Source organism: Enterococcus sp. 5H, assembly GCF_028128615.1.
Lineage (GTDB): Bacteria > Bacillota > Bacilli > Lactobacillales > Enterococcaceae > Enterococcus_L.
On sequence record NZ_AMDP01000002.1, the window covers coordinates 163,102 to 189,061 of the forward strand.

Consider the following 25,960-nt stretch of genomic DNA (forward strand, 5'->3'; position numbering starts at 1 on the left):
TTGAAGCAAATTTATTGAATTAGTTTTTAAAAGTTGTTATTATCTAAAAAAACTAAGAGGTGATGGCCTATGTATGCAGTAAAATTTCTCCATGGATATATAACTAAAGATGGTAAGCGAACAAGAAACAAAAAAATAGCACTAACATTTGAAGTTAAGCGTGAAGCTGAATTGTTTGCTAATCGAATAGGTGGGAGAGTAAAGAAAATTGAAGAATAATTGACTAGGTAGTTCAGTGGAAAAACTGACTACCTTTTTTTATATTCACTAGCTATTTATTCTTACTATTGGTATGATTATTCTGAGGTGTTTTTGAATGGAGAGTATAAGTGAATTTTTTCTTCTTTTTTTATTATGTATTCCAATCTTTTGTTTACAAAAAATTAAAATTAAAGATGTTCCTGATAATTCTTTAATGTTCATAGTAGTGTTACAGGGAATTGTTTTTATTGTCAAAAATAATTATTTAGATGAGTCAATTATGTTAGTGGGGATGATATTAACATGTTTTTTTTATTTTGTTGTTTCAAATAGTTTAAGGTTGGAGTTGACTGATTCGTTTCCAAAAATTTATGATGAAAAAAAATTGAAAAGAAGTAGTGTTAAATTTTTTTACGGATTTTTTTTAATAGTTTTAAGATATGTTGAAATGGCTATGTTTTTCTACTATTCTATACTTTTTTTAGTTAGTATCACACCATTAAATAGAGAATTATTGAATAATATTGTGGATATTTTAAAAATAGAGATGCTCATAATATTTTGTGTTGCACTGTTCGCAATTATTTTTTATTATACACGCATTCAATATAGAAGATTATTGATGTTAGCCTTCTTTTTTATTTGTTTAGGCAGATTTGATTTAAAATATTGGACAATTATAACTATTTTGACTTCTATATTGGCATTGACTTTTTCAGAAAATTTTGTGAGAGAATTTATTAAAGAGAAAGTACTTAATTCTGGTAATCTTTATTTCTTTAAGTTTATCACTATATATTCTACTTTACTATTGTATATATCAGTAGTTGTTGTTAAAGATATCATCACACATAAACGAATAATACACTATTTTGAAATGTTAATGGAATTTCAAACAAAAGATGCAACGGAAATGCCGACATATTTAGTCTACATCATTGCTGGAATACTGGAATTATTAATTTTTGTTTTTTTATGGGGTAGAGGAAAATCTTTTTTTAAAAAAATGAATATATTTAATTATCTATTCTTTCAACAAATAACTTATATAGAAAATAAAGTGAAATTTTCGATTAAAAAGATAAGATGATATAACTTTAACAAAGTTATATCCATTGTCATGATGGTTTTTGTCTGTGCATTTGTCTGTATTTGTAAATAAAACTATGTGTATCCTGTTTAGTAGTTTAAAAATAGTAAAAGAATATTTTTTGAGGTGAAATAGTGACTAAAATAACAATGTCTATTTCTATAATAACTTTAGTAGTTACAATATGTAATACTGGTTATACGGTATACGATAAGAGAAAACATAGAAGTATACAAACTAGTTATTCTGAAAATAGAAAACAATTTGAAGAACTTATACAAATAATAGCTGATACTGCGACTATGATTAGACTGTATCCTCGTTCTAAGAACAAACTGGAGCAGCTAGGATATGAGGCAAAGTTATTATCAAAAAAACCACTTTTTTATTCAAATTTAGATTACAATAATAAATTTGCTGAAGAATTGCGATCACAATTTAATTTGATGATAACCATATTGTTAGATGGAACTGTGGTAGATGCTGAGGTTAGTTATAAAGAGCTGATTAAATCTGATCCTGAGGGGTTTAAGGCACTAACTAAACAAGATCAATATATATTGATCTTGTATAAAATTCTAGATGATTATACTAGTGAATATAGAAGAATTAATAAAAGGTTAGTTTAAAAATAGATTTATATAGCGCCCCACGCTAATGATAATTTTAGTGAATACGAGATTGAATACGATTCGCATTCGATTCTTTGAAACTAATTGATACAGCATATTAATTATCTTCTTAAAAAATATTACATGACGTTAGATAAAAGCCTGTGAAATGCTATCATCATTCATGGCTGAAGAAGAGGAATAGAGTTTAAAATATAGCTGAACCCTTGATGCATAGAGGTTCAGCTTTTTTCTTTTGTAAAAAATGTTGACAAAAAACAAACTTTATTGTAAAGTTTTTATAACTTATAGAGAAGGAAGTGTTATAAATGAAAAAAGTTATGTTTGTTGTTTTAATGTTAGGATCTTTTTTACTTTTGTCTAATTATCAAGTTCATGCTGAGGATGTCTCAGACATTGTGCAAGACAGTCGAAATATTAGCCTTCCATACGATGGGGATTTGCTAAAGGTGGGAGAAGATATGTTGATAGAAACATTCAATCAATATAATGTTAACCTGGAGCCGGGGAGTCTAGATTACTCTGATAAATTACAGTTTATTCAAAATGAAGATGATTCGATCCTACCAGAGAGCAGTAGAAACCAAATTCTAGACTATATTTCATTTTATTTATCTGAAATAGCATCAATTCAGCTGATAGACGGAAGTAACCAAGAGGATATTTTATCAGCTTTGGAAAAAATGAATAGATTCACTTTTGCTGAGAAGAGGAATATAAATCTAGATAATTTGCAAGAATTTAACGGTCAACAAAACCCTTTAGCACGAGCTGCCACACCATCAAGGTCTTTCAATGTTAAAAAAGCGAATGAATATGCTGCTAGATATGCAAAAGGAAGGAATGCAATAGACTACCCAACATTTTCAAATGATTGTACAAATTTCGCTTCGCAGATAGCCAAAGCCGGAGGCATGGGAACCAGTAATTCATATACAAATTATTCAGGGGGATACTGGCATCCATCAATATTGAGTAAAAATAAAGCGTGGTATAATGCAAGTACCTTTTTCAATTTTTTTAATGCAGAAGGAATGAGATCTTATGGTGCTGCTAACAAAGCTGAGGTAAATAGCAAAGCGAATACGGGAGATATGCTTTGTTATATTAGAAGAAGCACAGGAGTTGTGGATCATATTGCTTATGTAAACAGAAAAACTGGTGGAAAGATTTATATAAGTCAGCATACAACGGATAGAAAAGATGAAAAATTTGACAACATAGACGTTTTTTCTGGTTTTAGCTACGTCATAGTGTTGAGATTCCAACGGTGGTAAAATGAAAAAAAAAGCTATTTTAGCAATTCTATTGCTCTCTATACTATTATTTGCGCATTCATTTAAAAATTCAAAAAAAATTGATCATCAAGAACTTTTTGCAAGAGCCATAATGGATTACAAAAGAAATGAGAGTAAGAATTATCCAGAAGCATCAAAAGTATCTTTAAAACTTACTTTTTATGGTGTTGAAGAAGAGGAGAACTATACGAAAGTTTACGTTTACCAAAATTTTGACTTAGAAGATTCAGGCAAAAATAATATTAGCGGTTCAAGTTTTCCTTTAGTCTATTATTTTGTTAAAACTGACGGGAATTATACAGTGGAATCAAAGAAAGAACCTTCGGATGGTGCAGAAAACTTTGGTTCTATGCAGCAGTTATTTCCGAAAAAAATATTGAAAAGAATGAATTCTCCATTTGGTTTTTTTTGTATAAAAAATACGGTGAGATTAACTGAAGAATTATAAAAAAATAGTTATCTTTTACAAAAACCAACCTATTATTTATGGCTGGTCAGACTGTAGAAAAAAGGAGCTGGTTTGATTGCCAACTCCTTTTTTTCATAAATATAGTTATTGATGCGAAGTATCTTTTTGAGGTTTTAGATGGATTGAAGTTATAATGATAGTCAAAAATAGAGAAATAATAACATGAAATAGATAAAGAATCCACAGCTATTTGGTACTAATTTAATTGGTTTGTAAAATAAATTAGAGATTCATTTGAAGTAGAAGAGTTAAATACATATAATCGTACTTTATCGTAATCCTTCAAGCTTTTGTGTCCCAAATATACTTTAATTAATAAATAGGTGTTGGTTCAAGCAAAATTAACATAACATTCCAACAAAAACCTGTATAATAACAAAGTCGGAGTATAAAGGAGAGAACCCCATGAAAGACGGTTTATATTACGCATCACAATTTAAAGAAAAAAAGATGAGTGTAACAGAATGGATCGATGACCGAGAGCAAAAATTAAAACAGTTAAACCCTAAATTGAATGCTTTCGTTGACTGGGATGCATCTGCAGCAAAAAGACAATATGAATCTATGGAAGTAAGCAAGGGCCCTTTTTATGGCTTGCCGATTCCTTTAAAAATGTTAGGTCAAGACAAAGCTGGGATGAAGTCAACTTCCGGTTCTAGGCTGTTTACAGAAAATCGTTCAGTTTCGACCGATAATTTTGTTAAAAAATTAGAAAATATTGGCTTTATTCCTTTAGGGAAAACCAATGCGCCTGAGTTTGGGTTTAAAAATATCTCAGATCCAATGATTTATGGACCATCTAGAAACCCTTGGAATCTTGCGCATTCACCAGGAGGTTCTAGCGGTGGTGCAGCGGCAGCTGTTGCCAGCGGTTTGTTCCCAATTGCTGGAGCAAGTGATGGTGGCGGATCTATTCGAATTCCAGCATCTTTCAGTGGTTTAATTGGGCTAAAACCAACAAGAGGCAGCATGCCAGTCGGTCCCAATGGTTGGCGTGGCTGGCAGGGAGCTTCGATTGATTTTGCATTAACGGTTTCTATGCGTGATACGGAAACACTGTTCTATCATTTGCGTGGAACAGAGCCAGAAGCGCCATACCAAGCACCAAAATCTGAATGGAATCACCATAAAATGGCAGAGAAAAAAATCCTGAAAATTGCCTTTTTGACGGAGTCCCCCGTGGGTACTTCAGTTTCAAATGAGGCGAAAAAAGCAATTCGTCATGCAACGGAATTCTTGGTAAAACAAGGGCACGAAGTAACAGAAATCTCTTATCCAGTAAACGGTCGTCAATTGATTGATAGCTACTATTTAATGAATGGTGCGGAAACAGCCGCAATGTTTGCAAGTATTCAACATGAAATTAAACGACCAGTTACTAAAGTAGATATGGAATTAATGACTTGGGGCATCTATCAGTATGGATTAAAATTACCTGCAAGTGACTATGTAAGATCGCTTCAATTATGGGATCAAGCAGCCTTTAAGATGGAGCAATTATTTAAAGAATATGATTTATTTTTGACGCCAACTGCAGCAGATATTGCGCCTGAAATTGATGCAGAATTGCAAAGTGAACAAATCCGTAAATCATTAGCGCAAGCAGAAACCCAATCTACCTCACAACTACAAGACTTGGTGTATGCAATGTTTGAAAAAAGTTTAACTATCACCCCATATACTCAGTTAGCCAATTTAACAGGTCAACCAGCAATTAGTTTGCCCACTCACATTACCGATTCAGGGTTACCAATTGGCATTCAATTTATGGCCTCTAAAGGCAGAGAAGATTTACTTTTTCAAGTAGGCAAGCTCTTTGAACAAGAACAACAATTTTTATTACCTGAAATCTATCGTGAATTATAGGAGGAAGACATGAAAAAAATCTTTGTTAGTTTAAGTATAGTTGTATCAATTTTTATTTTAGCTGCGTGTGGCGGATCACAGGATAAAACAGCAGGAAAAGATGAAAGTTTTGAAAAAGTCGAAAAAGCAAAGCAATTAACCGTTGCAACATCGGGGACATTATTTCCATCGTCTTATTATAATGATAAAAATCAATTAACTGGATATGATGTTGATATTATCAAAGAAGTTGGCAAACGATTAGGTCTTGAGGTTGTATTTAAAGAGTACAATGTAGATGGGCAAATTGCTTCGGTCGAAAAAGGGGAAGCAGATTTAGCTGCAAATGATTTTAGCTTAACCGGTGAAAGAAAGAAGAAATTTATTTTGTCGACACCTATTAAATACTCTTTTGATAGCATGATTGTCCGAAAAAGTGATGATTCTGGAATTGCTTCACTTGAAGATTTAAAAGGTAAAAAAGCAGCAGGTGAACCAAATACAAATTATATGAAAATAGCTGAAAAATATGGAGCAAAATTGGTTACCTATGATAATGCAACAAATGATCAATATTTAACAGATGTAGCGAATGGACGGACAGATGTTATTTTGAATGACTATTATTTACAAAAAATGTCAGTGAGTGCGTTGCCGGATATCCCAGTAAAAATTTTGGAAGGTGTTTATTTCAATGCAAATCATACTGGCTTTATCATGAAAAAAGAGAGTGTTGCACTGAATGAAAAAATTAATGAGACTTTGAAAGAAATGCAAGCTGACGGCACAATGAAAAAAATATCTGAAAGCTATTTCCAAACGGACGTTTCAGTAGAACCAACTGAAAAAGTTGAAGAAAGTGTTTCGGTTGAGTAAATGTATATACCAAAAATTGACTTTCACTTAATGCTGGAATCTATCCCATTTTTATTAACCGGATTACCTTATACGATTGGAATTAGTCTGATAACGTTTTTGATGGGAAATGTGATAGGAATTTTTTTGACGATGTTGGGGATGCTGAATTCAAAAATAATTAAAGCATTTGTACGTTTTTATATTTCATTTTTGCGTGGTGTTCCTGCATTAGTGTTACTTTTTCTTTTGTACTTTGGCTTACCATACCAACTAAGTGCACTAACTGCTGCTTGTATTTGTTTTAGTTTGTCGAGCAGTGCTTTTATTGCTGAAATCTATCGAGGTTCAATTGCTGGTGTGGAAGCCGGACAGTGGGATGCGGCCTATGCGTTAGGCTTACCGTATGGAAAAGTGATGCGCAAAATAATTTTGCCCCAAGCATTTCGGATTTCTATTCCGGCTTTAGGAAACGTGGCGATGGACCTATTAAAAGGAACTTCTTTAGCAGCGATGATTACAATTCCTGATATTTTTCAAAAAGCAAAAATTGTTGGAGGCAGAACCTTTGATTATATGTCTATGTATATTTTAGTAGCGATTATCTACTGGCTGCTTTGTATTGGAATTGGCTGGGGGCAAAATCGTTTAGAAAAATATTATGTGCATCGTTATAAAGTGACTACTGAGGGTTGAAACAGAATAAATCTTGTGGTGATCTGACTAATTAAAGGAGATTAATTATGGATAGGGAAGATAATAGAAATAATGAAATCCGAAAATAATGGATTTTATATTAAACTAGCACTCAGTTTTGATAGGGAAATCCAAATAATGAAAAGTCTTATAGAATTTATCATTAAAAATCAGATGATTATTCACATAAAGATCACAATTACTTTGTATTATATAAGCATACCAACAAACAACCCTAACAAAACACTTTTTCATTTTTAACTCCTTTTCCCACTCTTCCCCAAAGAGTGGGTATTTTTTTGTTAAAAGAATCTTTAGAAAAAAAGAAAGTTACTTTTAATTAATATATACACTCCTAAACCAATAAAAACGAATGGTACAATTTTTTTACCGTACTTTTCTAGAGTTTTAGCTATTTGATTTAACTGAGCTAGTTTGTATCCAAGCCAACACCAAATGGCAAGTAGCACAAAAAACGTGACGATTGTAAAGATGACCTGAATTGGTTGAAGTGTTAAAAAGCACGGCATGTAGATGCCTATATTATCACCACCATTAGCCATAGTGAAAGCAGCAATACTTATCACGGATATCTTAACTTTAAAAACACTGTCCGAATCTGCAAGGTTTACTTGCTTTTGTCTAACTAACATCCTAACTCCTAGATAAATTGGTAGAAGACCTAAAATTCCAGTCCACTCTATAGAAATAAATGTTGCCCCAAAGCTTCCTAATAAACTTAAACCAAGAATGAATCCAAAGCCCAAATATTGCCCTAAAACAATTTTACATAAATCATTCCGCGACTGTTTTTCTTCTGAATCTTTTTGGAAAAATAACAAAATTAATATAAAAATATCATCAAGGTTCGTGGTAATAAATAGACTAATAGCCGTTATTAACATGAAAATCATAAACTAAACCTACTTTCTTTTTTTCCCCTCAGGTACAAAAAAAGACCTAAGTACACAAATGTATACATAGGCCTGTAATTTCAGTTCGATTTGATAGACGAATCTATTAAATGACTTTACCACAACTAAATAATAGTTATAAACTGCCCCGTCCTATGGAGTAGGGAAAATTTAGCATTTATTTTAAAGATTTTCAAGTAGCTAAGTTGATTTAACGCGTACAAATTCTTTTTCTTTTGGAAGATAGATGTCTGTTTTTTCTTTCTGATAATACATTGAGAGAATCAAACCGATCGCAATAAAGTTTGCCAGATAAGCACTACCACCTTGACTGATAAAGGGTAACGGGATACCTGTTAAAGGAAGTAATCCAATATTAGAGCCGATATTTTCAAGAATGTGAAATAAGAAATACATAATAACTCCGGTAGTAATATATGCATAGAATTCTCGCTTCGCATTTAATGTACAAATCAACATTTGATAAATCAGATAGAAGAATAACAAAATCAAAATACAGGTCCCAACAAAACCGTATGCTTCACCAATAACGGTAAAGATCATATCAGATTCTCGCACTGGAACATAAACTTCTAAATTTGATAAACCTTTGCCGAGCATTTCACCCGAACCAATCGCAGTTAGACCTCGTGCTTGCTGAAAGGAAATAGAATCAGCATATTCAAAGGGATTTAGCCAGGCATGAATGCGGTCAAACTGATAGGGTTTAAAGTGAAGAAATGAAAGGATTTTTTGCCCTTGTTCTGTTAAAACCAATAGAATTCCAGTTACACCAAGAGCGGTCAGGGCGGCAAATCCAGTACCTAAAATTTTCCAAGAACAGCCTGAAACTAAAAGCATCCCAACAAAAATGGACATAAAAACCAAACTGGTTCCAAAATCTTTTTGATAAAACATTAAAGCCATCACAGGCAAACTTACAAGAACCATTTCTCCTAGTAAGCGAAAGTCGTCTTTTAATGTCGCCTGATCAGATGTTTTTTGCCTTCTTTTAGTAATGATATAAGCTAACATCAAAATGTAGCCTAACTTCACAAATTCTGACGGTTGGAATGAAAATGGTCCGATTCGAGCCCAGCGTTTTGTACCTGTAGCAGCAGACATTACCGGATCATGAAAAGGAATTAAAAGGCTCATTAAACCTAAAGAAAGGGCGTAAATAGCTGGTGTAAATTTCCATAGATATCTAATCGGGATAAACATTGTAATAAACATTGAGATAAAGCCCAAAATGGTCCATGCTAACTGTTTTTTTAGTAAAGGATCAAAGGATTCAATGGCTGGATCAGCCTTAAAAGCACCGTATTGTGCAACAAAACCAATAAGTATTAAAAGAAAAACAGGTAAAAGCAGAGCATAATTGACAGGTTCATTTTTAGGTGCTAACTTATTTCTCATAAATGCCCTCCTGAGTCATTTCTTTTTCTCTTATTTCGGTACCACGAGCATTGAGAGCGATAGCCAATGTAATACTCAAGATTAACAGACTAGAACCACCATAACTAATGAATGGAAAAGTTAAACCTGTCATTGGAATATACCCTAACAAGCTGCCGATATTTACAGAAACCTGCAAACAAATTAATGTTCCACAACCGATATAAAGATAAGAATAGTACAAAATTTTTGAACGAATAGCTAGTAAAAATAGACGACCCGCAATGAAGAAAACAAGGAACAGAATACCTAATGAAACGATCAGCCCCAACTCTTCAATTACAATAGCAAAGATAAAATCAGTATCTGCTGCAGGTAAAAAGCCTTTCTTTTGGATACTGTTTCCTAATCCTCGTCCAAAAAAACCACCGTTATGCATAGCGTAATAAGCGTTAGAGGTTTGAAATCCGATACCCGTCGGATCAACAAAAGGATTTTGCATAACTTCAAAACGTGTAACTAAATAACTAAATTTTTGCGGCATCCAATTTGTCGGAATCGAAAGCAGCAAAATTGTTCCGAGTCGTTTGATAACAACGAATGAAATTAAGGCTAATGACATAAAAATTGGCGACAAACCACTAGATAAGAAAAATACCGCAACTAAAATGAAGATCATTGAGGCACCAGCAACATTGGGCTGTACAGCCACCAAAAACATAAAGAAAAGCGAAACGTAAAAAGCTTTACGATAATCTTTAAACGAAAAAGGAACTAGTTTATTTGACTTTGTTAAAGTAGAAGACAAATAAAGTACAAGGACTAAAGGAACTAATTCTGATGGTTGAAACAGCATTACGCCCAAATTGATCCAGCGTTTCGCACCACCAACAGTCGTTCCAATGAATGGTAAAGCGATCAATGAAAGAAACGTTACAAAAAGGATAATTTTCATCGTTTGTGGTTTTCGCAGTACTTTCAAATTGATTCGAAAAATAATACTCATACAAATTAAACTAAAAAGAAAGTATGAGCTTTGTTTAATAGCTTTGCTTGCTGGGCTTAAATCAGTATCTAAAAATTGATAGGAGCTGGAACTATAAACCATTAAGATACCGATCACGCATAAGACTAAATAAGGAATTAGAATGTAATAGTCTATATAATGTAACTTAGAAACCTTTGCCGACCACTTCATTTTTGTTCTCCTTCAGCTAAAAAAGCATGAATTGCTTGTTTATTTTGCTCTTCATCAATTTCTAAAACACTGCCAGCATCAGTGTAATCATTAAATGACCAACTATTCTCAACAGGAACGGACAAAGTTTCTAAGTTTTTAACCTTCCCTGATAGAAAGTCTTTTGCTAAAGAAATTAACGTTTCAGAAGGGATATTTGTATCTAGAAACCCCATAGCTTGACCTGCGATTTTAGGTAATTGAGTAATTGGAACAGCATTTTTTGCTTGTTTAGCTAAAGCATCCATTACTTGCTGCTGCCTCCTAATACGACCAAAATCACCTTCTTCGTCCATTCTAAAACGAGCATATTGAAGTAAAGTATTACCATCCATCACTTGAGCACCTTGTTTAATGTCCACATTATCTAAATTAATATCTTTTTCGGCATCAATTTCAACACCATTTGGATAAAGTTCGTTAATCAATTGGATAAAGTGGTTGAAATTAAGCGAAATGTAGTAGTTAATTGGTAAATCAAAAGAATCTTTGAGTACTTGTCTTGTTAATTCTGCTCCGCCATAAGCATATGCTGCGTTAATTTTTTCTAAACCATGGTTTGGAATTTCAACATAAGAATCACGCATGATTGAAATCAGTTTTGGCTGCTTTGTTTCTCTATTATAATGAGCAACCATCAGGGTGTCTGAGCGACCGCCATCTTCATCATCTTCACGACCATCATCACCAATTATCATGATGGAAATTTCTTTCATATCCGTTCGTTGATCTCCAGAAAAATTTTGATTTTTTGTTTTATTTATGGATGTTTGTGCTTGTTTTTTTCCACTGTTGAACTCAATAACGGCGTAACTTCCAATTGCTGTGAAAATCAAGAGGATAAATAAAGTAAGTCCAATAATTATTTTACCTGTCTTTTTCATTTTGTATTCCTCGCTAATCATTTTATTGATCATTAAATAAAGTTGGATTAAGGAGTCGATAGTGAGTGCACGGGGAAAAGTTCTGTAGGCTGTTGTTTTAAATGATAAAATTGACAAATAGGTAAATTGTAAATTAGCTTAGGCATCTCCAGCTAATTAAATAAAAATTTGCCAAAAAAAGTGATCAAAAACAAAAAACCTTCGCTGAAAAAATACTCAGCGAAGGGGATTGATTACAGCACAAATAGAGCTTTCCATCATTCTCATCGTTGAGTTTTAGCACTATGAAACGTAAAAAGCTGCGCTTTTAGCTACTTTGTGAAAAGCCTTAATTCGACAATTCCTGTCCTACCCATGCCTGTCTTTCGACATTTTTGAGCAGTAGCCTGTGTTTCCATAGGAGCCTCACCTAACAAGTTATTTAGATCGTCCTAAATATAGTAAAAAAAACGACTTAAGTCAATGCCATAAAGCTTAATTTTTTCATAATAGAAAAAGCCAAGAGAAAAGAACTTTCGTTATTTAAAAGTTTTTATACTAGATATCGTTGTGAAATAGGCTTTTAAACGTAATAACAATAAATAGTGTCAAAATAAATAGATAAATTAACATTTTTTTATTTCTTAATTTTTTTTTAAGAAAGATTTGTTGTTTTAAAATAATTTTAAAACAAATGATTAAACAAAAAATTTAACGAGTGCTATACTAAAAATGGAATGAAACAGAAATTTTGACTGTACTATTATTTTGCTTTAAAAATAATTTTATTGTTATATTTAAAACCTTAATCGTATTGTCACAACTTGGAAATAGACTAGTACAGAAAATGTGTGGAACTTTGGAAAAGTAAATGAAGTGTTTGTTACAGGATTCAAAATAGATGAACCATTTATGATGAATATTTAATTGATTATCAAGAGAATGAAAAATTGGACGTAACAATTTTACCGAATCAATTTTATTAGAAGGGTGAGCGAATTGACAAAAGAAGCAATTTTATATCAACATGGAACTTTAGGTGCCTTGATGGCAGGACTGATGGATGGCACAGAAACAATCGACAATATTCTAAAAAAAGGTGATTTTGGTATCGGGACATTATCCAGTCTTGACGGAGAGCTAATCATTTTAGATGGAAAAGCTTTTCAAGGAAGAGAAGATGGAGCGTTGCTTGAATTAGATGGCGAAATCGAAACTCCTTATGTAGCAGTTACAACATTTAATCCAACACTTCGATCTGATATTGAAGCTTGTGACAATCATAAAATTAGTGAATTAATAAGAAAACAATTGAAAAGCGAAAACCTTTTTCATGCAATTAAGCTGCACGGAAACTTTAAAGAGGTTCATATACGTGTAATGCCGAGACAACAAAAACCGTATAAACGTTTGGTAGAAGTGTCAAAAGATCAACCCGAATTTATTAAAAAAAATGTAACAGGCACCATTGTTGGTTTTTTTACACCAGAGTTGTTTCAAGGTGTCGCAGCTGCAGACTTTCATTTGCATTTCATTGATGATGAACTGACATTTGGTGGACATTTGATGGATTATACATTGGAAACTGGTATTTTAGAAATTCAAGCAATGGATTCTTTACTACAACACTTTCCTAAAAATGATGAGACGTTTATCCATACATCCATAGATTATGCAGACTTAGATAAAGAAATTCAACAAACTGAATAAGAGTAAATAAAAAAGAGCGGCGCGAACAAATTTTGTTATACAAAAAAACTCCAAAAGCTAGATTTTCAGGTCTAACTTTTGGGAGTGGTCCACTTTCTATTTTTTAAGAAGTTGTTTTGCTTTTTCAGTGTTAGCAAAATGAAGTTTCGTGTATTTACTTAACAGTTCCATACCGCCTTTTTCTAAAACTTTTGCCGCGATTTTATCTGCAGTACTGCCAGCACCAGAGGGAACCTTTATCCCCAATTCTGCAGATTCTTTGTCTAGTTCTTCAAGGAATGCGGCACGACTAATGATCGAAGCGGCAGCTACAGCCACATGATATTGCTCTCCTTTTGTTATAAAATAAAGCTTTTCAGTTACTTGATTTTTTTCACTCTTAACGTATTTTTTAAAATTAGCCTCTGGAGTAAATTGGTCAATTAAAATGGCATCTGGCTTTATGGGTGCAAGTTCATTTAATAGTAAATAAATTGCTTGATTATGCAGTGCAACTTTCATATGAACAGCATTGTATTTAGGTTGTATTTGATTGTATTTTTCTGGCTCAACAATGAGTAATTTATACGGAATTATTTCTTTTATGACTGTTGAAAGATTGATAATTTGTGGATCAGTCAATTCTTTGGAATCTCTAACACCTAAGGCTTTTAATTTCGCTACCATATCTTTATCAACATAAGCAGCACACACAGTAACAGGTCCAAAATAGCTACCATTACCAACTTCATCACTACCTAAAACAGAGAGTTGACTGAAATTTGCTGGTAATGTGTTGGTGTTGTTTTTTTTACTAGTAGATGAAGATTTGGAACTTTTACTTGACGTTGAAATGCCCCATTTAGCGGCAATACGCTCAGCATCTGGTCCTTGAAAAACCACTTTGCCTGATGTGTAAGCAGTGATCGTTGTAGTACCAACTTTTGCAATAAAATCAGTATAAGGGATATTTTTATTTAAACGATTTTTTTCATAAGATACACGCATTTGATTCATTTTATCTTTAGTTACTTTAATGACATGTGTTTGAGACATCTTTGAGCTCCTTTCGACTTTTCTTATCTATAGTAAAACAAAAGAATAAAAAAAGGAAGCAGCTGTCTGGTGAGAAAATGAATAGAAGAGCCAATTAATAATGAAAATTTGAGTTTTCAGAAAATATGTGGTAAAATAACTTGTAAGTAATGATACTAGTCGGAGTGAGCGGATTTCTGCTCACTCTTTTTAATGGAATAACATGAAAAGGAATGCTTTAGCTGCTGGTTTTTCGGATTCGAAAGGGTCAATTTAGATATCCTTTCATAATTCATTTGCATTAGCTAAATAGTGAGGACTGAATAGAAAAATGTAACGATATCCTCGCTTTGTAATTGCCAGCAATTAGTTTGTGGCAAAACGATTTATTCCGCTTTTCATAACTAGTACGTCGTTACATAAATCTCGTAAGGAGGCGAAAATTTTGAGTAGTGTTGTGGAAACTGTTACCGAGTTAGTCACACCAATCTTAGAAAAACAAAATTTTGAACTTGTAGAAGTAGAGTTTGTCAAGGAAGGTAAGAACTGGTTTCTCCGTGTATTTATTGATAAAGAAGGCGGCATTGATATTGAGGAATGCGCATTTGTCAGTGAGCAGCTTAGTGAGCAACTTGACGCTATGAACCCTGATCCTATTCCGCAGGCTTACTTTTTAGAAGTATCCTCTCCGGGAGCTGAACGTCCGTTGAAAAAGGAAAAAGATTATGAACAAGCAGTTGGTGAATATATTCATGTATCACTATACCAAGCAATTGACGGCGAAAAACAATTCGAAGGTACTCTAAAATCAGTTGACGAAAATCAATTGACCTTGACAGTTAAAATTAAAACAAGAGTCAAAGACTATACATTTGAACGAAAAAACATTGCAAAAGCTCGTTTGGCAATTCAATTTTAAGCAATAAAATACTAAACAAAAATTGACATTTTTGTTTACAGCGGGCTGCAAAGTTAAACCTAGACAGGTTAAACAGCTCTGTTCAACTTTCATTTAATACAGTAGGAGGAAATATAAAAAAATGAGCAAAGAAATGTTGAATGCATTGGATGCATTAGAAGCTGAAAAAGGTATTTCTAAGGAAACAGTGATTGAAGCATTGGAAGCAGCGTTAGTTTCTGCATACAAAAGACATTATGGACAAGCAACAAACGTAGAAGTTGAATTTGATTCAAAAAAAGGCAACATTCACGTTTATGCAGTCAAAGAAGTAACAGAAGAAGTATTTGATTCACAACTTGAGGTTTCATTGAAAGATGCAATGGAGGTCAACAAAGCTTACGAAATCGGTGATAAAATCCGTTTTGAAGTAACACCGAAAGATTTTGGTCGGATTGCAGCACAAACAGCTAAGCAAGTTATTTTACAACGTGTTCGTGAAGCTGAAAGAAATATTATCTACAACGAGTTTAGTGCCTATGAAAATGACATTATGCAAGGAATTGTTGAAAGACAAGACCGCCGTTATATCTACGTGAATTTAGGTAAAATCGAAGCTGTTTTATCAAAACAAGACCAAATGCCAAATGAATTTTATCAACCTCATGACCGTATTAAGGTATACGTTTCAAGAGTTGAAAATACATCTAAAGGTCCGCAAGTTTTTGTAAGTCGCAGCCATCCAGATTTATTGAAGCGATTATTTGAACAAGAAATTCCGGAAGTGTATGATGGTATTGTAGAGATTGTAAGTATTGCTCGTGAAGCAGGCGACCGTTCAAAAGTTTCCGTTCGCTCAACTGATCCAAACATTGACCCTGTAGGAACTTGTGTGGGACCAAAAGGTCAACGTGTGCAAGCGATTGTTAATGAATTAAAAGGTGAAAACATGGATATCGTTGAATGGAACGAAGATCCGGCAATCTTCATTAGTAATGCATTAAATCCAGCACAAGTAGTAGATGTTATTTTTGATCCTACAAATAATAAAGCTTGTACGGTTGTTGTACCAGATTATCAATTATCATTAGCGATTGGTAAACGGGGTCAAAACGCTCGTTTAGCAGCTAAACTAACTGGTTTCAAGATCGACATTAAACCTGAGTCTGAAATGGAAGCATTTTACGCTCAACAAGCTGAGAATGAAGGAACTCCTGAAGAAGAAGCTTATGATGAACAAATTGTAGAATCAGATATGACTGCAGATGATTATGAAAATGTTGAATTTGAAGAACAAGCAGCAGAAAACGAAGAATAAGTCTAACGTACTGGAGGGAACAACATGAAAAAAAGAAAAGTCCCGATGCGTAAGTCTGTTGTTTCAGGTGAAATGAAACCTAAAAAAGAATTAGTGCGAATCACGCGTTCTAAAGAAGGTGAAGTAGCGATTGATCCTACTGGTAAAATGCCGGGACGCGGTGCCTATGTGGCTTTAGAGCCTAAAGAAGTTCAAGATGCGTGGGATAAACATATTCTTGATCGTGTACTAGAAACAGCTTTGACTGATGAGTTTTATCAAGAATTATTAGACTACGTTGAACATCAAAAAGCCCGTAAAGAGCTGTTTGGCAATGAATAAAGAAAAAGTATTAAATCTATTAGGTTTGGCAATGAGAGCTGGAAAACTAGTGACTGGTGAAGGATTGACCATTGGTGATATTCGCAGCAGCAAAGCAAAATTTGTCTTTGTTGCCGCCGATGCTAGTGAAAATACAAGAAAAAAAATTAAGGACAAATGTTCTTATTACAATGTTCCTTGGGATGACTCGTTCGTCCAATCGGAGATTAGCCATGCAATCGGTAGAACACGTATGGTTATTGGAATCAACGATCAAGGTTTTGCGACTAAATTCAAGGAACTAATCAAAGGTTAGGAAGGTGATTGCATGGGGAAAAAGAGAATTTATGAATTAGCAAAAGAAATCAATCAATCGAGCAAAGACGTAGTGGAGAAAGCACATGCACTAGGCATGGATGTGAAAAATCACATGGGCGCAATTTCCTCTGATGAAGAGTCAAAACTTCGTCAATCATTCGGAGGAAACAAACCAGCAAGTTCACAACAAAAACCGATGGCTAAACCACAAACTGCACAAAACAGCCAACCACATGGAAAACCAGCAAATCAAAAGCCAGCTAACCAAAACGGGCAAAAGCCAAACCAAAATCAACACAGACCGCAACAACAAAATAACCAACAGCGTCCACCGCAAAATGGACAACATCAAAACCGTCCGGCACAAGCAGGACAACAAAATAATCAAAATCGTAATAACCAAAATCGAAATACACAAGGAAGCAGCCAAAATATGACTCAAAATCGTCCAAACCAAGGGCAACAAAATCGTCCAGCACAAGCAGGACAACAGAATAACCAAAATCGTAGTAATCAAAACAACCAAAGCACTCAAAATAGAAATACGCAAAATAACACTCAAAACACGAACCAAGGACAAAATAATCAAAATCGTACGAATAATAACAACAACAGTAACTACGGAAACCGCAACAACAGCTTTGGCGGAGGCGGACAAAATCGCAACCGTAACGGTTATAATAACCAAAACCGTAATCGTTTCAACAAAAAAGGTAAAAAAGGTAAATATCAAGAATCAACAAAACCTGCAGTGCCAGCACGTAAATTCCGTGAATTACCTGATGTTTTAGAATATACAGAAGGTATGAATGTAGCAGATATTGCGAAAAAAATTCACCGCGAACCAGCAGAGATCATCAAAAAATTATTCATGATGGGTGTTATGGTCAACCAAAATCAATCATTGGATAAAGAAACAATTGAACTTTTAGCTGTTGACTACGGCATGGAACCACAAGAAAAAGTCCAAGTTGATGTAGCTGATATTGATAAATTCTTTGAACCAGAAGCTTTGGTAGAAGAAAATCTTGTAACTCGTCCGCCAGTTGTAACAATCATGGGTCACGTTGACCATGGTAAAACAACTCTGTTGGATACGTTACGTAATTCAAGAGTAACATCTGGTGAAGCTGGAGGTATTACTCAGCATATCGGTGCTTACCAAATTGATATTGACGGCAAACCAATTACTTTCTTGGATACTCCTGGACATGCTGCGTTTACAAGTATGCGTGCGCGTGGAGCTGGAATCACTGATATTACTATTTTAGTAGTAGCTGCTGATGACGGTGTAATGCCGCAAACGATTGAAGCGATTAACCATGCGAAAGCTGCAGAAGTGCCAATTATTGTAGCGGTTAACAAAGTGGATAAGCCAGGTGCAAATCCAGATCACGTAAAACAAGAATTAAGTGAACATGGCTTAATCCCAGAAGAATGGGGCGGAGAAACAATCTTCGTAAACATCTCAGCGAAATTTAATCAAAATATTGATGAGTTACTTGAAAATATTCTATTAATTGCTGAAGTAGAAGACTTGAAAGCTGACCCAACTCAACGTGCGATTGGTACAGTTATCGAAGCTCGTTTAGACAAAGGAAAAGGTCCAGTTGCGACATTACTTGTTCAACAAGGTTCGCTAAAAGTTGGAGATCCGATTGTTGTTGGTAATACATTTGGTCGTGTACGTGTGATGACAAATGATATTGGTCGTCGTGATAAAGCTGTAGGTCCAGCAACTCCAGTTGAGATTACTGGATTAAATGATGTACCTCAAGCAGGAGACCGTTTCGTAGTCTTTGAAGATGAAAAAACAGCGCGTCAAGCTGGTGAAGAACGTGGTAAACGTGCAGTTCTTGAACAACGTTCAGCAAATAACCGAGTAACCCTTGACAACTTGTTTGAAAGTCTTAAAGAAGGCGAATTGAAAGATGTAAATGTCATCATCAAAGCTGATGTTCAAGGTACAGCTGAAGCTTTAGCTGCTAGTTTGCAAAAAATCGATGTTGAAGGCGTTCGAGTTAAGATCGTTCACTCAGCAGTTGGTGCTATCAATGAAAGTGATGTTACTTTAGCTGCAGCAAGTAATGCGATTATTATTGGATTTAACGTTCGTCCGACACCGCAAGCAAAACAACAAGCAGAGCAAGAAGAAGTAGATATTCGTCTGCACCGTATCATCTACAAAGCAATTGAAGAAATTGAAACAGCGATGAAAGGAATGCTTGATCCTGAGTTTGAAGAAAAAATTACAGGTCAAATGGCAGTCCGTGAATTATACAAAGTTTCTAAAGTCGGTACAATTGCTGGGTGTTACGTAACAGAAGGATTCATTCGCCGTGATAGCGGAGTTCGTGTAATTCGTGATGGTATCGTAATCTTAGAAGGTAAACTAGCTAGTTTGAAACGTTTCAAAGATGATGCTAAAGAAGTTAAACTTGGCTTTGAATGTGGCGCAATGATCGAAAACTTCAACGATCTTAAAGTTGATGATGTTATCGAAGGCTTTGTAATGGAAGAAATTAAAAAGTAAAAATACTAAAATATAGAAAGAAGGAGCAACAGTATGGCAAATTATCGTGACCGTCGTGTAGGTCAAGAAATCATGCGTGAAATCAATGATATTTTGAGAAAACGTGTAAGAGATCCTCGTGTAGAAGGTATTACTATTACCGATGTTCGTGTGACTGGCGACTTGCAACAAGCAACGATTTACTACAGTTTGTTATCTGATCTAGCTTCTGATCAACAAAAAGCGCAACAAGGATTGGATAAAGCAAAAGGATTGATTCGCAAAGAATTAGGTCAGCGTCTAACATTATATAAAACGCCAGAGCTAATCTTTGAAAAAGACGAATCTGTTCAATATGGAAATCATATTGACGAATTGATTCGTAAGTTGAATCAAGAATAGGTAAAAAGCTGAGCTGGAACTATTTATTAGTTCCAGCTCAGCTTTTTTTACCAAAAATAACCGTTATTATAGATTGAAATAAATCATGAAATTCAATATACTGTACATAACGTGAATCTATTGGAGGAAAAGTCATGGACAAAAAAGACCAAGTTCTATTAAGTGTCAGAGAGTTATTTAACAAAAAATCTTGGCTTGATAAACTAAAAATGGAAGAACAACTAAATGAATATAAACCTTCTGAAGTTCACTGTATCGAATTTATCGGGAAAAATAAAGATACAAATGTTACCAAACTTGCGGAATCTTTATTTATGACTAGAGGCGCAATCAGCAAAATAACGAAAAAACTTTTAAAAAAAGGCTCGATTGAAAGTTACCAAAAAGCTGATAACAAAAAAGAAATTTATTTTAAACTAACGGAGCAAGGGAAAGTCGTTTTTAATACACATGAAAAACTTCATCAAGAGATTCAAGCACGAGACGAAGCTGTTTTTAATCAAATAACAGATAAACAATATAATGCAATGCTTGTTTTTTTGGAAAATTACAGCCATCATTTAGATAAAGAAATCGAGAAGCTGAATATAGATCGTAAATGAGTGTTTTAGTATGCAGAAAAAAAAACATAAAATTGTGTAAACGTGTGATAATATTATCACCACGTTTTTTTTAAAAAAAATATTGTTGACAAGGAAACAATATAGTTGTATGATGGTTATGTTTCTTAGGAAACATAATATTTTTAAGGAGATTCATATATGTCTAAATTTAATTATGAAAAAAAACAACAAACGATAGATAAACACGCATTAACCTTTGGATTAATTTCAGTGTTTCTTATCGGGGTAGGGTTTAGTATTATTACCCCAGTTATTCCATTTTTGGTAGCACCATATATAAAAAATTCGGCTAACCAAGCAATGGTTGTGACACTTTTAATTTCAGTTTATGCTTTGTGTATGTTTTTTTCAGCGCCAGTATTAGGTGCTTTGAGTGATAGGTATGGTCGACGTCCGTTGCTTTTGATTAGCTTGTTAGGGGCAGCAGTGGGCTTTTTAGTATTTGGCTTAGGAGGAGCGCTTTGGATTTTGTTCGCTGGTCGAATCATTGAAGGGATTACCAGTGGAAGTATTAGTACTATTTTTGCTTATTTTGCCGATATCACTTCAACAGAAGAACGTACGAAGTATTTTGGTTGGGTAAGTGCTGTTGCTGGTGTTGGTTCCATTATGGGGCCAACAATTGGCGGTTTGATTGCAGGAAAATTTGGTTATGCAGCCCCACTTTATTTTGGTGCAATTATTTCGTTATTAAACTTTGTCTATGGCTGGTTCCTAATGCCTGAAAGCCTTGATAAAAGTGAACGACTACAAGAAATCACGTTTGGCAGAATAAAACCGTTTGTACAGCTTGCGTCTGTTCTGTCCATTAAGAATCTAAAATGGGTTTTTATTTCAGCTTTTTTACTTTGGATTCCTAGTGGTAGTTTACAAGGAATTTTATCCCAGTTTACAATTGATACATTTCAGTGGAAACCGGCACTTATTGGTTTAGTTTTTTCAATTATGGGCTTTCAAGATATATTTTCCCAAGGTCTGATTATGCAAAGATTAATTACAAGATTTAGTGATAAACAAATTGTAGTTTTTGGAATGACTGCTGAAATTTTCGGCTATATTTTGATGGCAGCTTCAAGTTTTTTTACGAATTCGATTCTATTTATTGTGGGAATGTTTATCTTTGGTTTTGGTGATTCAATTTTTGGTCCAGCATATAATGGGCTTATTTCCAAATCTGTTGATGGAAGTGAACAAGGTCGAGTACAAGGTGGAAGTCAATCAATTCAAGCCCTGGCGAGGATTATTGGACCAGTTGTCGGGGGAGTTGTTTATGTTTCAGTCAGCCATGCAGCACCAGCTATTATGGGTGTGATACTTGTCGCGATGGCAATCTTAATTTTAGCTAAAAAGAAATAGTCAATAAAAAAAGTTGTTTAATGTGTTTGAAACTGATTGAAATTGGATTAATAATCAAGAGGTTGCTTCTGACTTCTTTATTTATTCGGTTGTTGGGTATTTGTAGCGTAACTCATTGAGTTTTGCTACAATTTTTTTAATTTCACATTCAAAATAATCATTTTGGAGGAAAAAAATGACTAAATAGTACCTTGAATGATTGATGTTAATAAATCGATAAAGATCTAAAACATTAATTCTTGTGTTTTTTCTTGGTAGGAGTTAAGAAGATAATAACTTCTAGGGGATGAAAAATTCAAATTTGGGCATAAATAAACTTTGTGTGAATAATATTTTTTTAAAAATATAGTAAATTATTGTTATAGAGAGAAATTAATTTCTTTTTATTACTATTGAGAAGGGAATCTACCTAATAAAAGTTGATTAATGAAAAATATACAGTTGAAAGGTGTGGTTAGGATGAAAAAAATTATTGTTACAACGTTATTGGTCGCGATGTCTGTGTTTGTGTGTGGTGGTATGACCAAAGTAGATGCTTTTGCTCAAGGAGTAAACAAACAGGAAGTATCGAAGTCACGAATCGAAGAGTCAGATATCAAAATAACAGACTTATTTACTCTTCATGGAGATGCAGAACTAATCGACGATCAAACGGTAAGACTAACGAAAGACGAATTTAACCAATTAGGCGCTATTACGCTAAATTCTCAAATAGATTTCAGTGAAAAATTCAAAATAGAGCTGTATATTGATTTGGGTTACAAATCATCTGGATTTGCCAATGGTATAGGTTTTGCATTCCATGATGGAAAAACTAATGAAGTTGGATTGTCTGGGATAGATGGTAGTGGGCTTGGTATTTTAGGGTTGAAAAATGGTTTAGGGTTTGAATTTGATACGTATATGAATCCAGGTGTTCCAGAGGATACAACGGGGTTAATAAATTGGGCTCACCATGTCTTTGTTCATACAGATTGGTATGATTATCTAAATCCAATAGGATCAATAAAATCTATGATGTTTTCTTTGAGTGGCTATGACAAGGCTATAATTGAGTTTGATGGTGAAGAGTTGTGGCTGACTATGAATACCAGTAGTATTCGACAAAATATTAGTAAAGACAAGGCTTCTTTTATTTTGGCAGCTACAACTGCCAACAATTATTCAGCAGAACATAAATTACGTATTGGTAAAATTGAGGCAACACTAAATATACCTCAGCTTGAGGCTAATGATATTGAGATTCAACAAGATGAGATTTTTAATCCGTTCGATAAAAAAATCGGTCTGAAAGCGTATGATAAAAATGATGGAGATCTAACCAATAAAATCAAAGCAATATCTAATAATGTAAACAGCGCGGTTCCAGGTACCTATAATGTCACGTATGAGGTCAAAAATAACCGTGGTGATGTAGCAAGAAAGACTATTGATGTAAAAGTTAACGTTAAAGATACTTGGCCAGAAGGAAAATCGAATGGTTGGAAGATGTTTGCGGGTCAAGATATTGAATTACAATATAATCCTGATGAAGCTTTGGTTGGTGATTACACTTTCTTCTCAACTCAACATGCGGGTGTGTATAAACACTTTACTGGGACAGAAGCATTAGAGCAAGGAAAAGAATACCGAGTAACTGTCTATGTAAAACCAGAAAACGAGAAACCAGCTGGACATAGATTGAAAGTATCCTTAAAAGAAGATCCAAGTAGTAAAGAGAGTAGAGAGTTAATTAACGCTTTTATTTCTGATGGTACTTTAGCAGAAAAGGGATACTATCGTATGACATCAACATTTAAACTAGGGGCGAAAGAAACAGATCCGTTAATTGTTATTGAAAACTTTAATGCAGGATATATTGGTTCAATCAACGTATCGAAAATCAACTAATAATTAACTGAATAGTTAGAATAGAAGTTCTATATAAAGGGACTAATTTATGTCACTTTTTTGAAAGATGGACGACTTAGACGTAATTCATTGAATTATGCTCAAGTCGTCCTTTTTCTACTATAATAAATTTATCTTTTCGTAAAAGAAGCCAGAATACTGCCAATTATATTTCTATGTTATAATAGCTGAGTTGACAATTTAAAACTGGAGGAAAAAGATGGACGGTATTTTACCTTTATGGAAAGAACGCGGGATGACTAGTCATGACTGTGTTTTTAAATTAAGAAAAATTTTACATACAAAAAAAATTGGACACGGTGGTACATTAGATCCGGATGTGTCTGGTGTTTTGCCAATTTGTATCGGTAAAGGAACGAAAGTTATCGAGTACATGGTAGATTCAGGAAAAACATATGAAGGTGAAATTACGTTAGGATTTTCTACTACAACTGAAGATGCTAGCGGAGATGTTGTTGAAAAGAAAACACTCACTCAACCTTTTTCGATAGAAGCAATTGATCAGGCAATGCACTCGCTAACTGGTGAAATCACTCAAATTCCGCCAATGTTTTCAGCTGTCAAAGTAAATGGTAAACGACTATATGAATATGCACGAAATGGCGAGGAAGTGGAAAGACCGCAACGTAAAGCTAAGATTTATTCTTTTGAACGCACCAGTGAACCTATTTTTGATTCTAAAAATGGCACACAAAGCTGGGGCTTTAAAGTTGTGTGCGGCAAAGGAACTTACGTAAGAACCTTGTCTGTTGATACGGGACTTGCTTTAAGAGTTCCAGCACATATGTCTGATTTAACCAGAACAGCCAGTGGTGGACTGAAAGCTGAACAATGTCTCACTTTAGCAGAAGTTGCTGAAAAAATGAAAAATAATCAAATAGCCGAGGTACTGCTACCAATTGAAGTTGGAATCGAAAAATTTCCAAGGATTGATCTGTCAGATAAATTATATGAAAAAGTAAAAAACGGTGTTCCCTTGAAATTGCAGGAGCTTTCATTGAAAAGTATGCCGGATGAACTAGTTGCCTTATTCTACCAAAATCAAGTAGTGAGTTTATACATGGCGCATCCAACAAAAACAAATCTTTTAAAACCTAGTAAAGTACTAAGAAATAATTAACAGAAAGAAGTTTTAACATGCAAATTATTCCAATTAGACATCCCTTTGATTCGAAACAAATCCCAACAGACGACGTCGTGATGGTTTTGGGTTTTTTTGACGGAGTTCATCGCGGACATCAAAAAGTTATAGAAACAGGTAAAAAAGCTGCAACTGAAAAAGGGTTGAAATTAGCAGTGATGACCTTTAATCAACATCCTTCAATTGTTTTTCAAAAAGTCTTGCCGGAAAACATGAAGTATTTAAATAGTTTACAACAAAAAGAGCGTTTGATGGAAAAGTTAGGTGTTGATATTTTATATATCGTAGATTTCACTTCTGCTTTTGCTCAATTAGCACCACAAGCATTTGTCGATCAATATATCGTTGGTTTACATTCAAAAGTTGCTGTTTCAGGGTTCGATTATACTTATGGCCCTAAAGATGTAGCTGATGTTGACCATCTTCCGAAGTATGCGCAAGGGCGCTTTGAAGTTGTCACAGTAAGTAAGGAAGAACTGGCTGGTGAAAAAATTAGTTCAACTCGGATTCGTAAATTAATGGAATCTGGACAAATGGAAGAAGTCACGGAGTTACTTGGCTATGTCTATGAAATTGAAGGTACAGTTGTTCATGGAGATGCTAGAGGACGTTTACTTGGTTTTCCAACCGCTAATATTAAAGTGAAAAGTACTGTCCGTTTGCCGCGAATTGGTGTTTATGCTGTAGAAATTCAAATTGGTGATAAATGGTATATCGGAATGGGCTCAATAGGGCACAATGATACTTTCGGTGAAGGTCGCGAATTAACGGTAGAGGTCTATATTTTAGATTTCCATCAAGATATTTATGGAGAACAAGTGACTGTTCGCTGGAATCATTATTTAAGAGACCAAGTCAAATTTGATGGGGCAGAAACTTTAATCGCGCAACTAAAACAAGATGAGCTTGATACTGCGGCATATTTTTCAACAGATACAATCGGTTGATTTTGAAAGGAA

At 34.2% G+C, this 25,960-nt stretch carries 25 protein-coding genes and 1 riboswitch; of the genes, 20 read left to right on the forward strand and 5 right to left on the reverse strand.

Translation table 11 applies throughout. The features are described from left to right. The first annotated feature begins 69 nt into the window (after positions 1-69). The 8 genes from C240_RS00980 (at position 70) to C240_RS01015 (ending at position 7,086) form a co-directional block, all read left to right on the forward strand. Positions 70-219 carry a hypothetical protein gene (locus C240_RS00980; protein WP_271489477.1) on the forward strand — a complete coding sequence of 50 codons (150 nt, stop codon included), beginning with the start codon at positions 70-72 and terminating at the stop codon, positions 217-219. 97 nt (positions 220-316) lie between these two features. Beyond that, positions 317-1,291, forward strand: coding sequence for a hypothetical protein (locus C240_RS00985; RefSeq protein ID WP_271489480.1), 975 nt, complete (start codon positions 317-319; stop codon positions 1,289-1,291). Positions 1,292-1,425: 134 nt separating this feature from the next. Next, complete coding sequence (locus C240_RS00990; protein ID WP_271489482.1) at positions 1,426-1,920, forward strand: hypothetical protein; 495 nt, start codon at positions 1,426-1,428, stop codon at positions 1,918-1,920. A 311-nt stretch (positions 1,921-2,231) separates the two neighbouring features. Then, the gene (locus C240_RS00995; RefSeq protein WP_271489484.1) at positions 2,232-3,200 is read left to right on the forward strand and encodes an amidase domain-containing protein; all 969 of its coding nucleotides are present in this window, start codon (positions 2,232-2,234) and stop codon (positions 3,198-3,200) included. Position 3,201: 1 nt separating this feature from the next. Then, positions 3,202-3,669 (forward strand): hypothetical protein, encoded by a 468-nt coding sequence (locus C240_RS01000; RefSeq protein ID WP_271489486.1) that lies wholly within the window; start codon positions 3,202-3,204, stop codon positions 3,667-3,669. A 426-nt stretch (positions 3,670-4,095) separates the two neighbouring features. Further along, the gene (locus C240_RS01005; protein ID WP_271489488.1) at positions 4,096-5,556 is read left to right on the forward strand and encodes an amidase; all 1,461 of its coding nucleotides are present in this window, start codon (positions 4,096-4,098) and stop codon (positions 5,554-5,556) included. Between the two features lie 9 nt (positions 5,557-5,565). Then, positions 5,566-6,411, forward strand: a complete 846-nt coding sequence (locus tag C240_RS01010) for a transporter substrate-binding domain-containing protein (protein WP_271489490.1) — start codon at positions 5,566-5,568, stop codon at positions 6,409-6,411. Next, on the forward strand, positions 6,412-7,086 hold the full coding sequence (locus C240_RS01015; RefSeq protein ID WP_271489492.1) for an amino acid ABC transporter permease: 675 nt from the start codon (positions 6,412-6,414) through the stop codon (positions 7,084-7,086). It begins immediately after the preceding gene. Between the two features lie 314 nt (positions 7,087-7,400). Here C240_RS01015 and C240_RS01020 read toward each other — a convergent pair whose 3' ends face one another. From C240_RS01020 to C240_RS01035, 4 genes are all read right to left on the reverse strand, one after another. After that, positions 7,401-8,000, reverse strand: a complete 600-nt coding sequence (locus tag C240_RS01020; RefSeq protein ID WP_271489531.1) for a cadmium resistance transporter — start codon at positions 7,998-8,000, stop codon at positions 7,401-7,403. A 201-nt stretch (positions 8,001-8,201) separates the two neighbouring features. Beyond that, positions 8,202-9,419, reverse strand: a complete 1,218-nt coding sequence (locus C240_RS01025) for an FtsW/RodA/SpoVE family cell cycle protein (protein ID WP_271489533.1) — start codon at positions 9,417-9,419, stop codon at positions 8,202-8,204. Next, positions 9,409-10,596, reverse strand: coding sequence for an FtsW/RodA/SpoVE family cell cycle protein (locus C240_RS01030; RefSeq protein ID WP_271489535.1), 1,188 nt, complete (start codon positions 10,594-10,596; stop codon positions 9,409-9,411). The genes C240_RS01025 and C240_RS01030 overlap by 11 nt, the downstream gene beginning before the upstream one ends. Further along, positions 10,593-11,519 carry an LCP family protein gene (locus tag C240_RS01035; protein WP_271489538.1) on the reverse strand — a complete coding sequence of 309 codons (927 nt, stop codon included), beginning with the start codon at positions 11,517-11,519 and terminating at the stop codon, positions 10,593-10,595. Before C240_RS01035 ends, C240_RS01030 begins: the two co-directional genes overlap by 4 nt. Before the next feature lie 254 nt (positions 11,520-11,773). After that, a riboswitch (M-box (ykoK) riboswitch) is annotated at positions 11,774-11,943 on the reverse strand. 554 nt (positions 11,944-12,497) lie between these two features. Here C240_RS01035 and budA point away from each other — a divergent pair. After that, the gene (gene budA, locus C240_RS01040) at positions 12,498-13,208 is read left to right on the forward strand and encodes an acetolactate decarboxylase (RefSeq protein WP_271489541.1); all 711 of its coding nucleotides are present in this window, start codon (positions 12,498-12,500) and stop codon (positions 13,206-13,208) included. A 96-nt stretch (positions 13,209-13,304) separates the two neighbouring features. Here budA and rnhC read toward each other — a convergent pair whose 3' ends face one another. Continuing rightward, positions 13,305-14,243: a ribonuclease HIII gene (gene rnhC / locus C240_RS01045; RefSeq protein ID WP_271489544.1), complete on the reverse strand. Its 939-nt coding sequence runs from the start codon at positions 14,241-14,243 to the stop codon at positions 13,305-13,307. Positions 14,244-14,667: 424 nt separating this feature from the next. Between rnhC and rimP the strand changes: the two genes are divergently transcribed. The 11 genes from rimP to ribF all read left to right on the forward strand — a co-directional run bounded on the left by rimP (position 14,668) and on the right by ribF (position 25,948). Beyond that, positions 14,668-15,141, forward strand: coding sequence for a ribosome maturation factor RimP (gene rimP / locus C240_RS01050; protein WP_271489546.1), 474 nt, complete (start codon positions 14,668-14,670; stop codon positions 15,139-15,141). Positions 15,142-15,262: 121 nt separating this feature from the next. Next, the gene (gene nusA, locus C240_RS01055) at positions 15,263-16,438 is read left to right on the forward strand and encodes a transcription termination factor NusA (protein WP_271489549.1); all 1,176 of its coding nucleotides are present in this window, start codon (positions 15,263-15,265) and stop codon (positions 16,436-16,438) included. A gap of 24 nt (positions 16,439-16,462) precedes the next feature. After that, entirely contained in the window at positions 16,463-16,759 is a 297-nt protein-coding gene (rnpM, locus tag C240_RS01060) for an RNase P modulator RnpM (RefSeq protein WP_271489551.1), read from the forward strand. Next, positions 16,752-17,054 (forward strand): L7Ae/L30e/S12e/Gadd45 family ribosomal protein, encoded by a 303-nt coding sequence (locus tag C240_RS01065; RefSeq protein WP_271489552.1) that lies wholly within the window; start codon positions 16,752-16,754, stop codon positions 17,052-17,054. The genes rnpM and C240_RS01065 overlap by 8 nt, the downstream gene beginning before the upstream one ends. Positions 17,055-17,066: 12 nt before the next feature. Further along, a complete protein-coding gene (infB, locus tag C240_RS01070) occupies positions 17,067-19,589 on the forward strand; it encodes a translation initiation factor IF-2 (protein WP_271489553.1) in 2,523 nt (840 codons plus the stop codon). A gap of 33 nt (positions 19,590-19,622) precedes the next feature. Next, the gene (rbfA, locus tag C240_RS01075; RefSeq protein WP_271489554.1) at positions 19,623-19,970 is read left to right on the forward strand and encodes a 30S ribosome-binding factor RbfA; all 348 of its coding nucleotides are present in this window, start codon (positions 19,623-19,625) and stop codon (positions 19,968-19,970) included. Positions 19,971-20,104: 134 nt separating this feature from the next. Beyond that, a complete protein-coding gene (locus C240_RS01080) occupies positions 20,105-20,572 on the forward strand; it encodes a MarR family transcriptional regulator (protein WP_271489556.1) in 468 nt (155 codons plus the stop codon). A 159-nt stretch (positions 20,573-20,731) separates the two neighbouring features. After that, positions 20,732-21,949, forward strand: coding sequence for an MFS transporter (locus C240_RS01085; RefSeq protein ID WP_271489558.1), 1,218 nt, complete (start codon positions 20,732-20,734; stop codon positions 21,947-21,949). A 459-nt stretch (positions 21,950-22,408) separates the two neighbouring features. Continuing rightward, a complete protein-coding gene (locus C240_RS01090; RefSeq protein ID WP_271489559.1) occupies positions 22,409-23,839 on the forward strand; it encodes a lectin-like domain-containing protein in 1,431 nt (476 codons plus the stop codon). Positions 23,840-24,059: 220 nt separating this feature from the next. Continuing rightward, positions 24,060-24,980 carry a tRNA pseudouridine(55) synthase TruB gene (gene truB / locus C240_RS01095; RefSeq protein WP_271489560.1) on the forward strand — a complete coding sequence of 307 codons (921 nt, stop codon included), beginning with the start codon at positions 24,060-24,062 and terminating at the stop codon, positions 24,978-24,980. A 17-nt stretch (positions 24,981-24,997) separates the two neighbouring features. Next, the gene (gene ribF / locus C240_RS01100) at positions 24,998-25,948 is read left to right on the forward strand and encodes a riboflavin biosynthesis protein RibF (protein ID WP_271489562.1); all 951 of its coding nucleotides are present in this window, start codon (positions 24,998-25,000) and stop codon (positions 25,946-25,948) included. The last annotated feature ends 12 nt before the right edge of the window (positions 25,949-25,960 follow it).

What these genes read in the sequence shown, in the direction of transcription:
- truB (WP_271489560.1), top strand. Translation starts at nt 24,060, where the DNA reads ATGGACGGTATTTTACCTTTATGGAAAGAACGCGGGATGACTAGTCAT.
- C240_RS01065 (WP_271489552.1), top strand. Translation starts at nt 16,752, where the DNA reads ATGAATAAAGAAAAAGTATTAAATCTATTAGGTTTGGCAATGAGAGCT.
- C240_RS01020 (WP_271489531.1), bottom strand. Translation starts at nt 8,000, where the DNA reads ATGATTTTCATGTTAATAACGGCTATTAGTCTATTTATTACCACGAAC.
- rbfA (WP_271489554.1), top strand. Translation starts at nt 19,623, where the DNA reads ATGGCAAATTATCGTGACCGTCGTGTAGGTCAAGAAATCATGCGTGAA.
- C240_RS01015 (WP_271489492.1), top strand. Translation starts at nt 6,412, where the DNA reads ATGTATATACCAAAAATTGACTTTCACTTAATGCTGGAATCTATCCCA.
- C240_RS01030 (WP_271489535.1), bottom strand. Translation starts at nt 10,596, where the DNA reads ATGAAGTGGTCGGCAAAGGTTTCTAAGTTACATTATATAGACTATTAC.
- C240_RS01025 (WP_271489533.1), bottom strand. Translation starts at nt 9,419, where the DNA reads ATGAGAAATAAGTTAGCACCTAAAAATGAACCTGTCAATTATGCTCTG.
- C240_RS01005 (WP_271489488.1), top strand. Translation starts at nt 4,096, where the DNA reads ATGAAAGACGGTTTATATTACGCATCACAATTTAAAGAAAAAAAGATG.
- C240_RS00980 (WP_271489477.1), top strand. Translation starts at nt 70, where the DNA reads ATGTATGCAGTAAAATTTCTCCATGGATATATAACTAAAGATGGTAAG.
- C240_RS01010 (WP_271489490.1), top strand. Translation starts at nt 5,566, where the DNA reads ATGAAAAAAATCTTTGTTAGTTTAAGTATAGTTGTATCAATTTTTATT.
- C240_RS01090 (WP_271489559.1), top strand. Translation starts at nt 22,409, where the DNA reads ATGAAAAAAATTATTGTTACAACGTTATTGGTCGCGATGTCTGTGTTT.
- infB (WP_271489553.1), top strand. Translation starts at nt 17,067, where the DNA reads ATGGGGAAAAAGAGAATTTATGAATTAGCAAAAGAAATCAATCAATCG.
- rnhC (WP_271489544.1), bottom strand. Translation starts at nt 14,243, where the DNA reads ATGTCTCAAACACATGTCATTAAAGTAACTAAAGATAAAATGAATCAA.
- C240_RS01080 (WP_271489556.1), top strand. Translation starts at nt 20,105, where the DNA reads ATGGACAAAAAAGACCAAGTTCTATTAAGTGTCAGAGAGTTATTTAAC.
- C240_RS00985 (WP_271489480.1), top strand. Translation starts at nt 317, where the DNA reads ATGGAGAGTATAAGTGAATTTTTTCTTCTTTTTTTATTATGTATTCCA.
- ribF (WP_271489562.1), top strand. Translation starts at nt 24,998, where the DNA reads ATGCAAATTATTCCAATTAGACATCCCTTTGATTCGAAACAAATCCCA.
- C240_RS01000 (WP_271489486.1), top strand. Translation starts at nt 3,202, where the DNA reads ATGAAAAAAAAAGCTATTTTAGCAATTCTATTGCTCTCTATACTATTA.
- rnpM (WP_271489551.1), top strand. Translation starts at nt 16,463, where the DNA reads ATGAAAAAAAGAAAAGTCCCGATGCGTAAGTCTGTTGTTTCAGGTGAA.
- C240_RS01085 (WP_271489558.1), top strand. Translation starts at nt 20,732, where the DNA reads ATGTCTAAATTTAATTATGAAAAAAAACAACAAACGATAGATAAACAC.
- C240_RS01035 (WP_271489538.1), bottom strand. Translation starts at nt 11,519, where the DNA reads ATGAAAAAGACAGGTAAAATAATTATTGGACTTACTTTATTTATCCTC.
- nusA (WP_271489549.1), top strand. Translation starts at nt 15,263, where the DNA reads ATGAGCAAAGAAATGTTGAATGCATTGGATGCATTAGAAGCTGAAAAA.
- C240_RS00995 (WP_271489484.1), top strand. Translation starts at nt 2,232, where the DNA reads ATGAAAAAAGTTATGTTTGTTGTTTTAATGTTAGGATCTTTTTTACTT.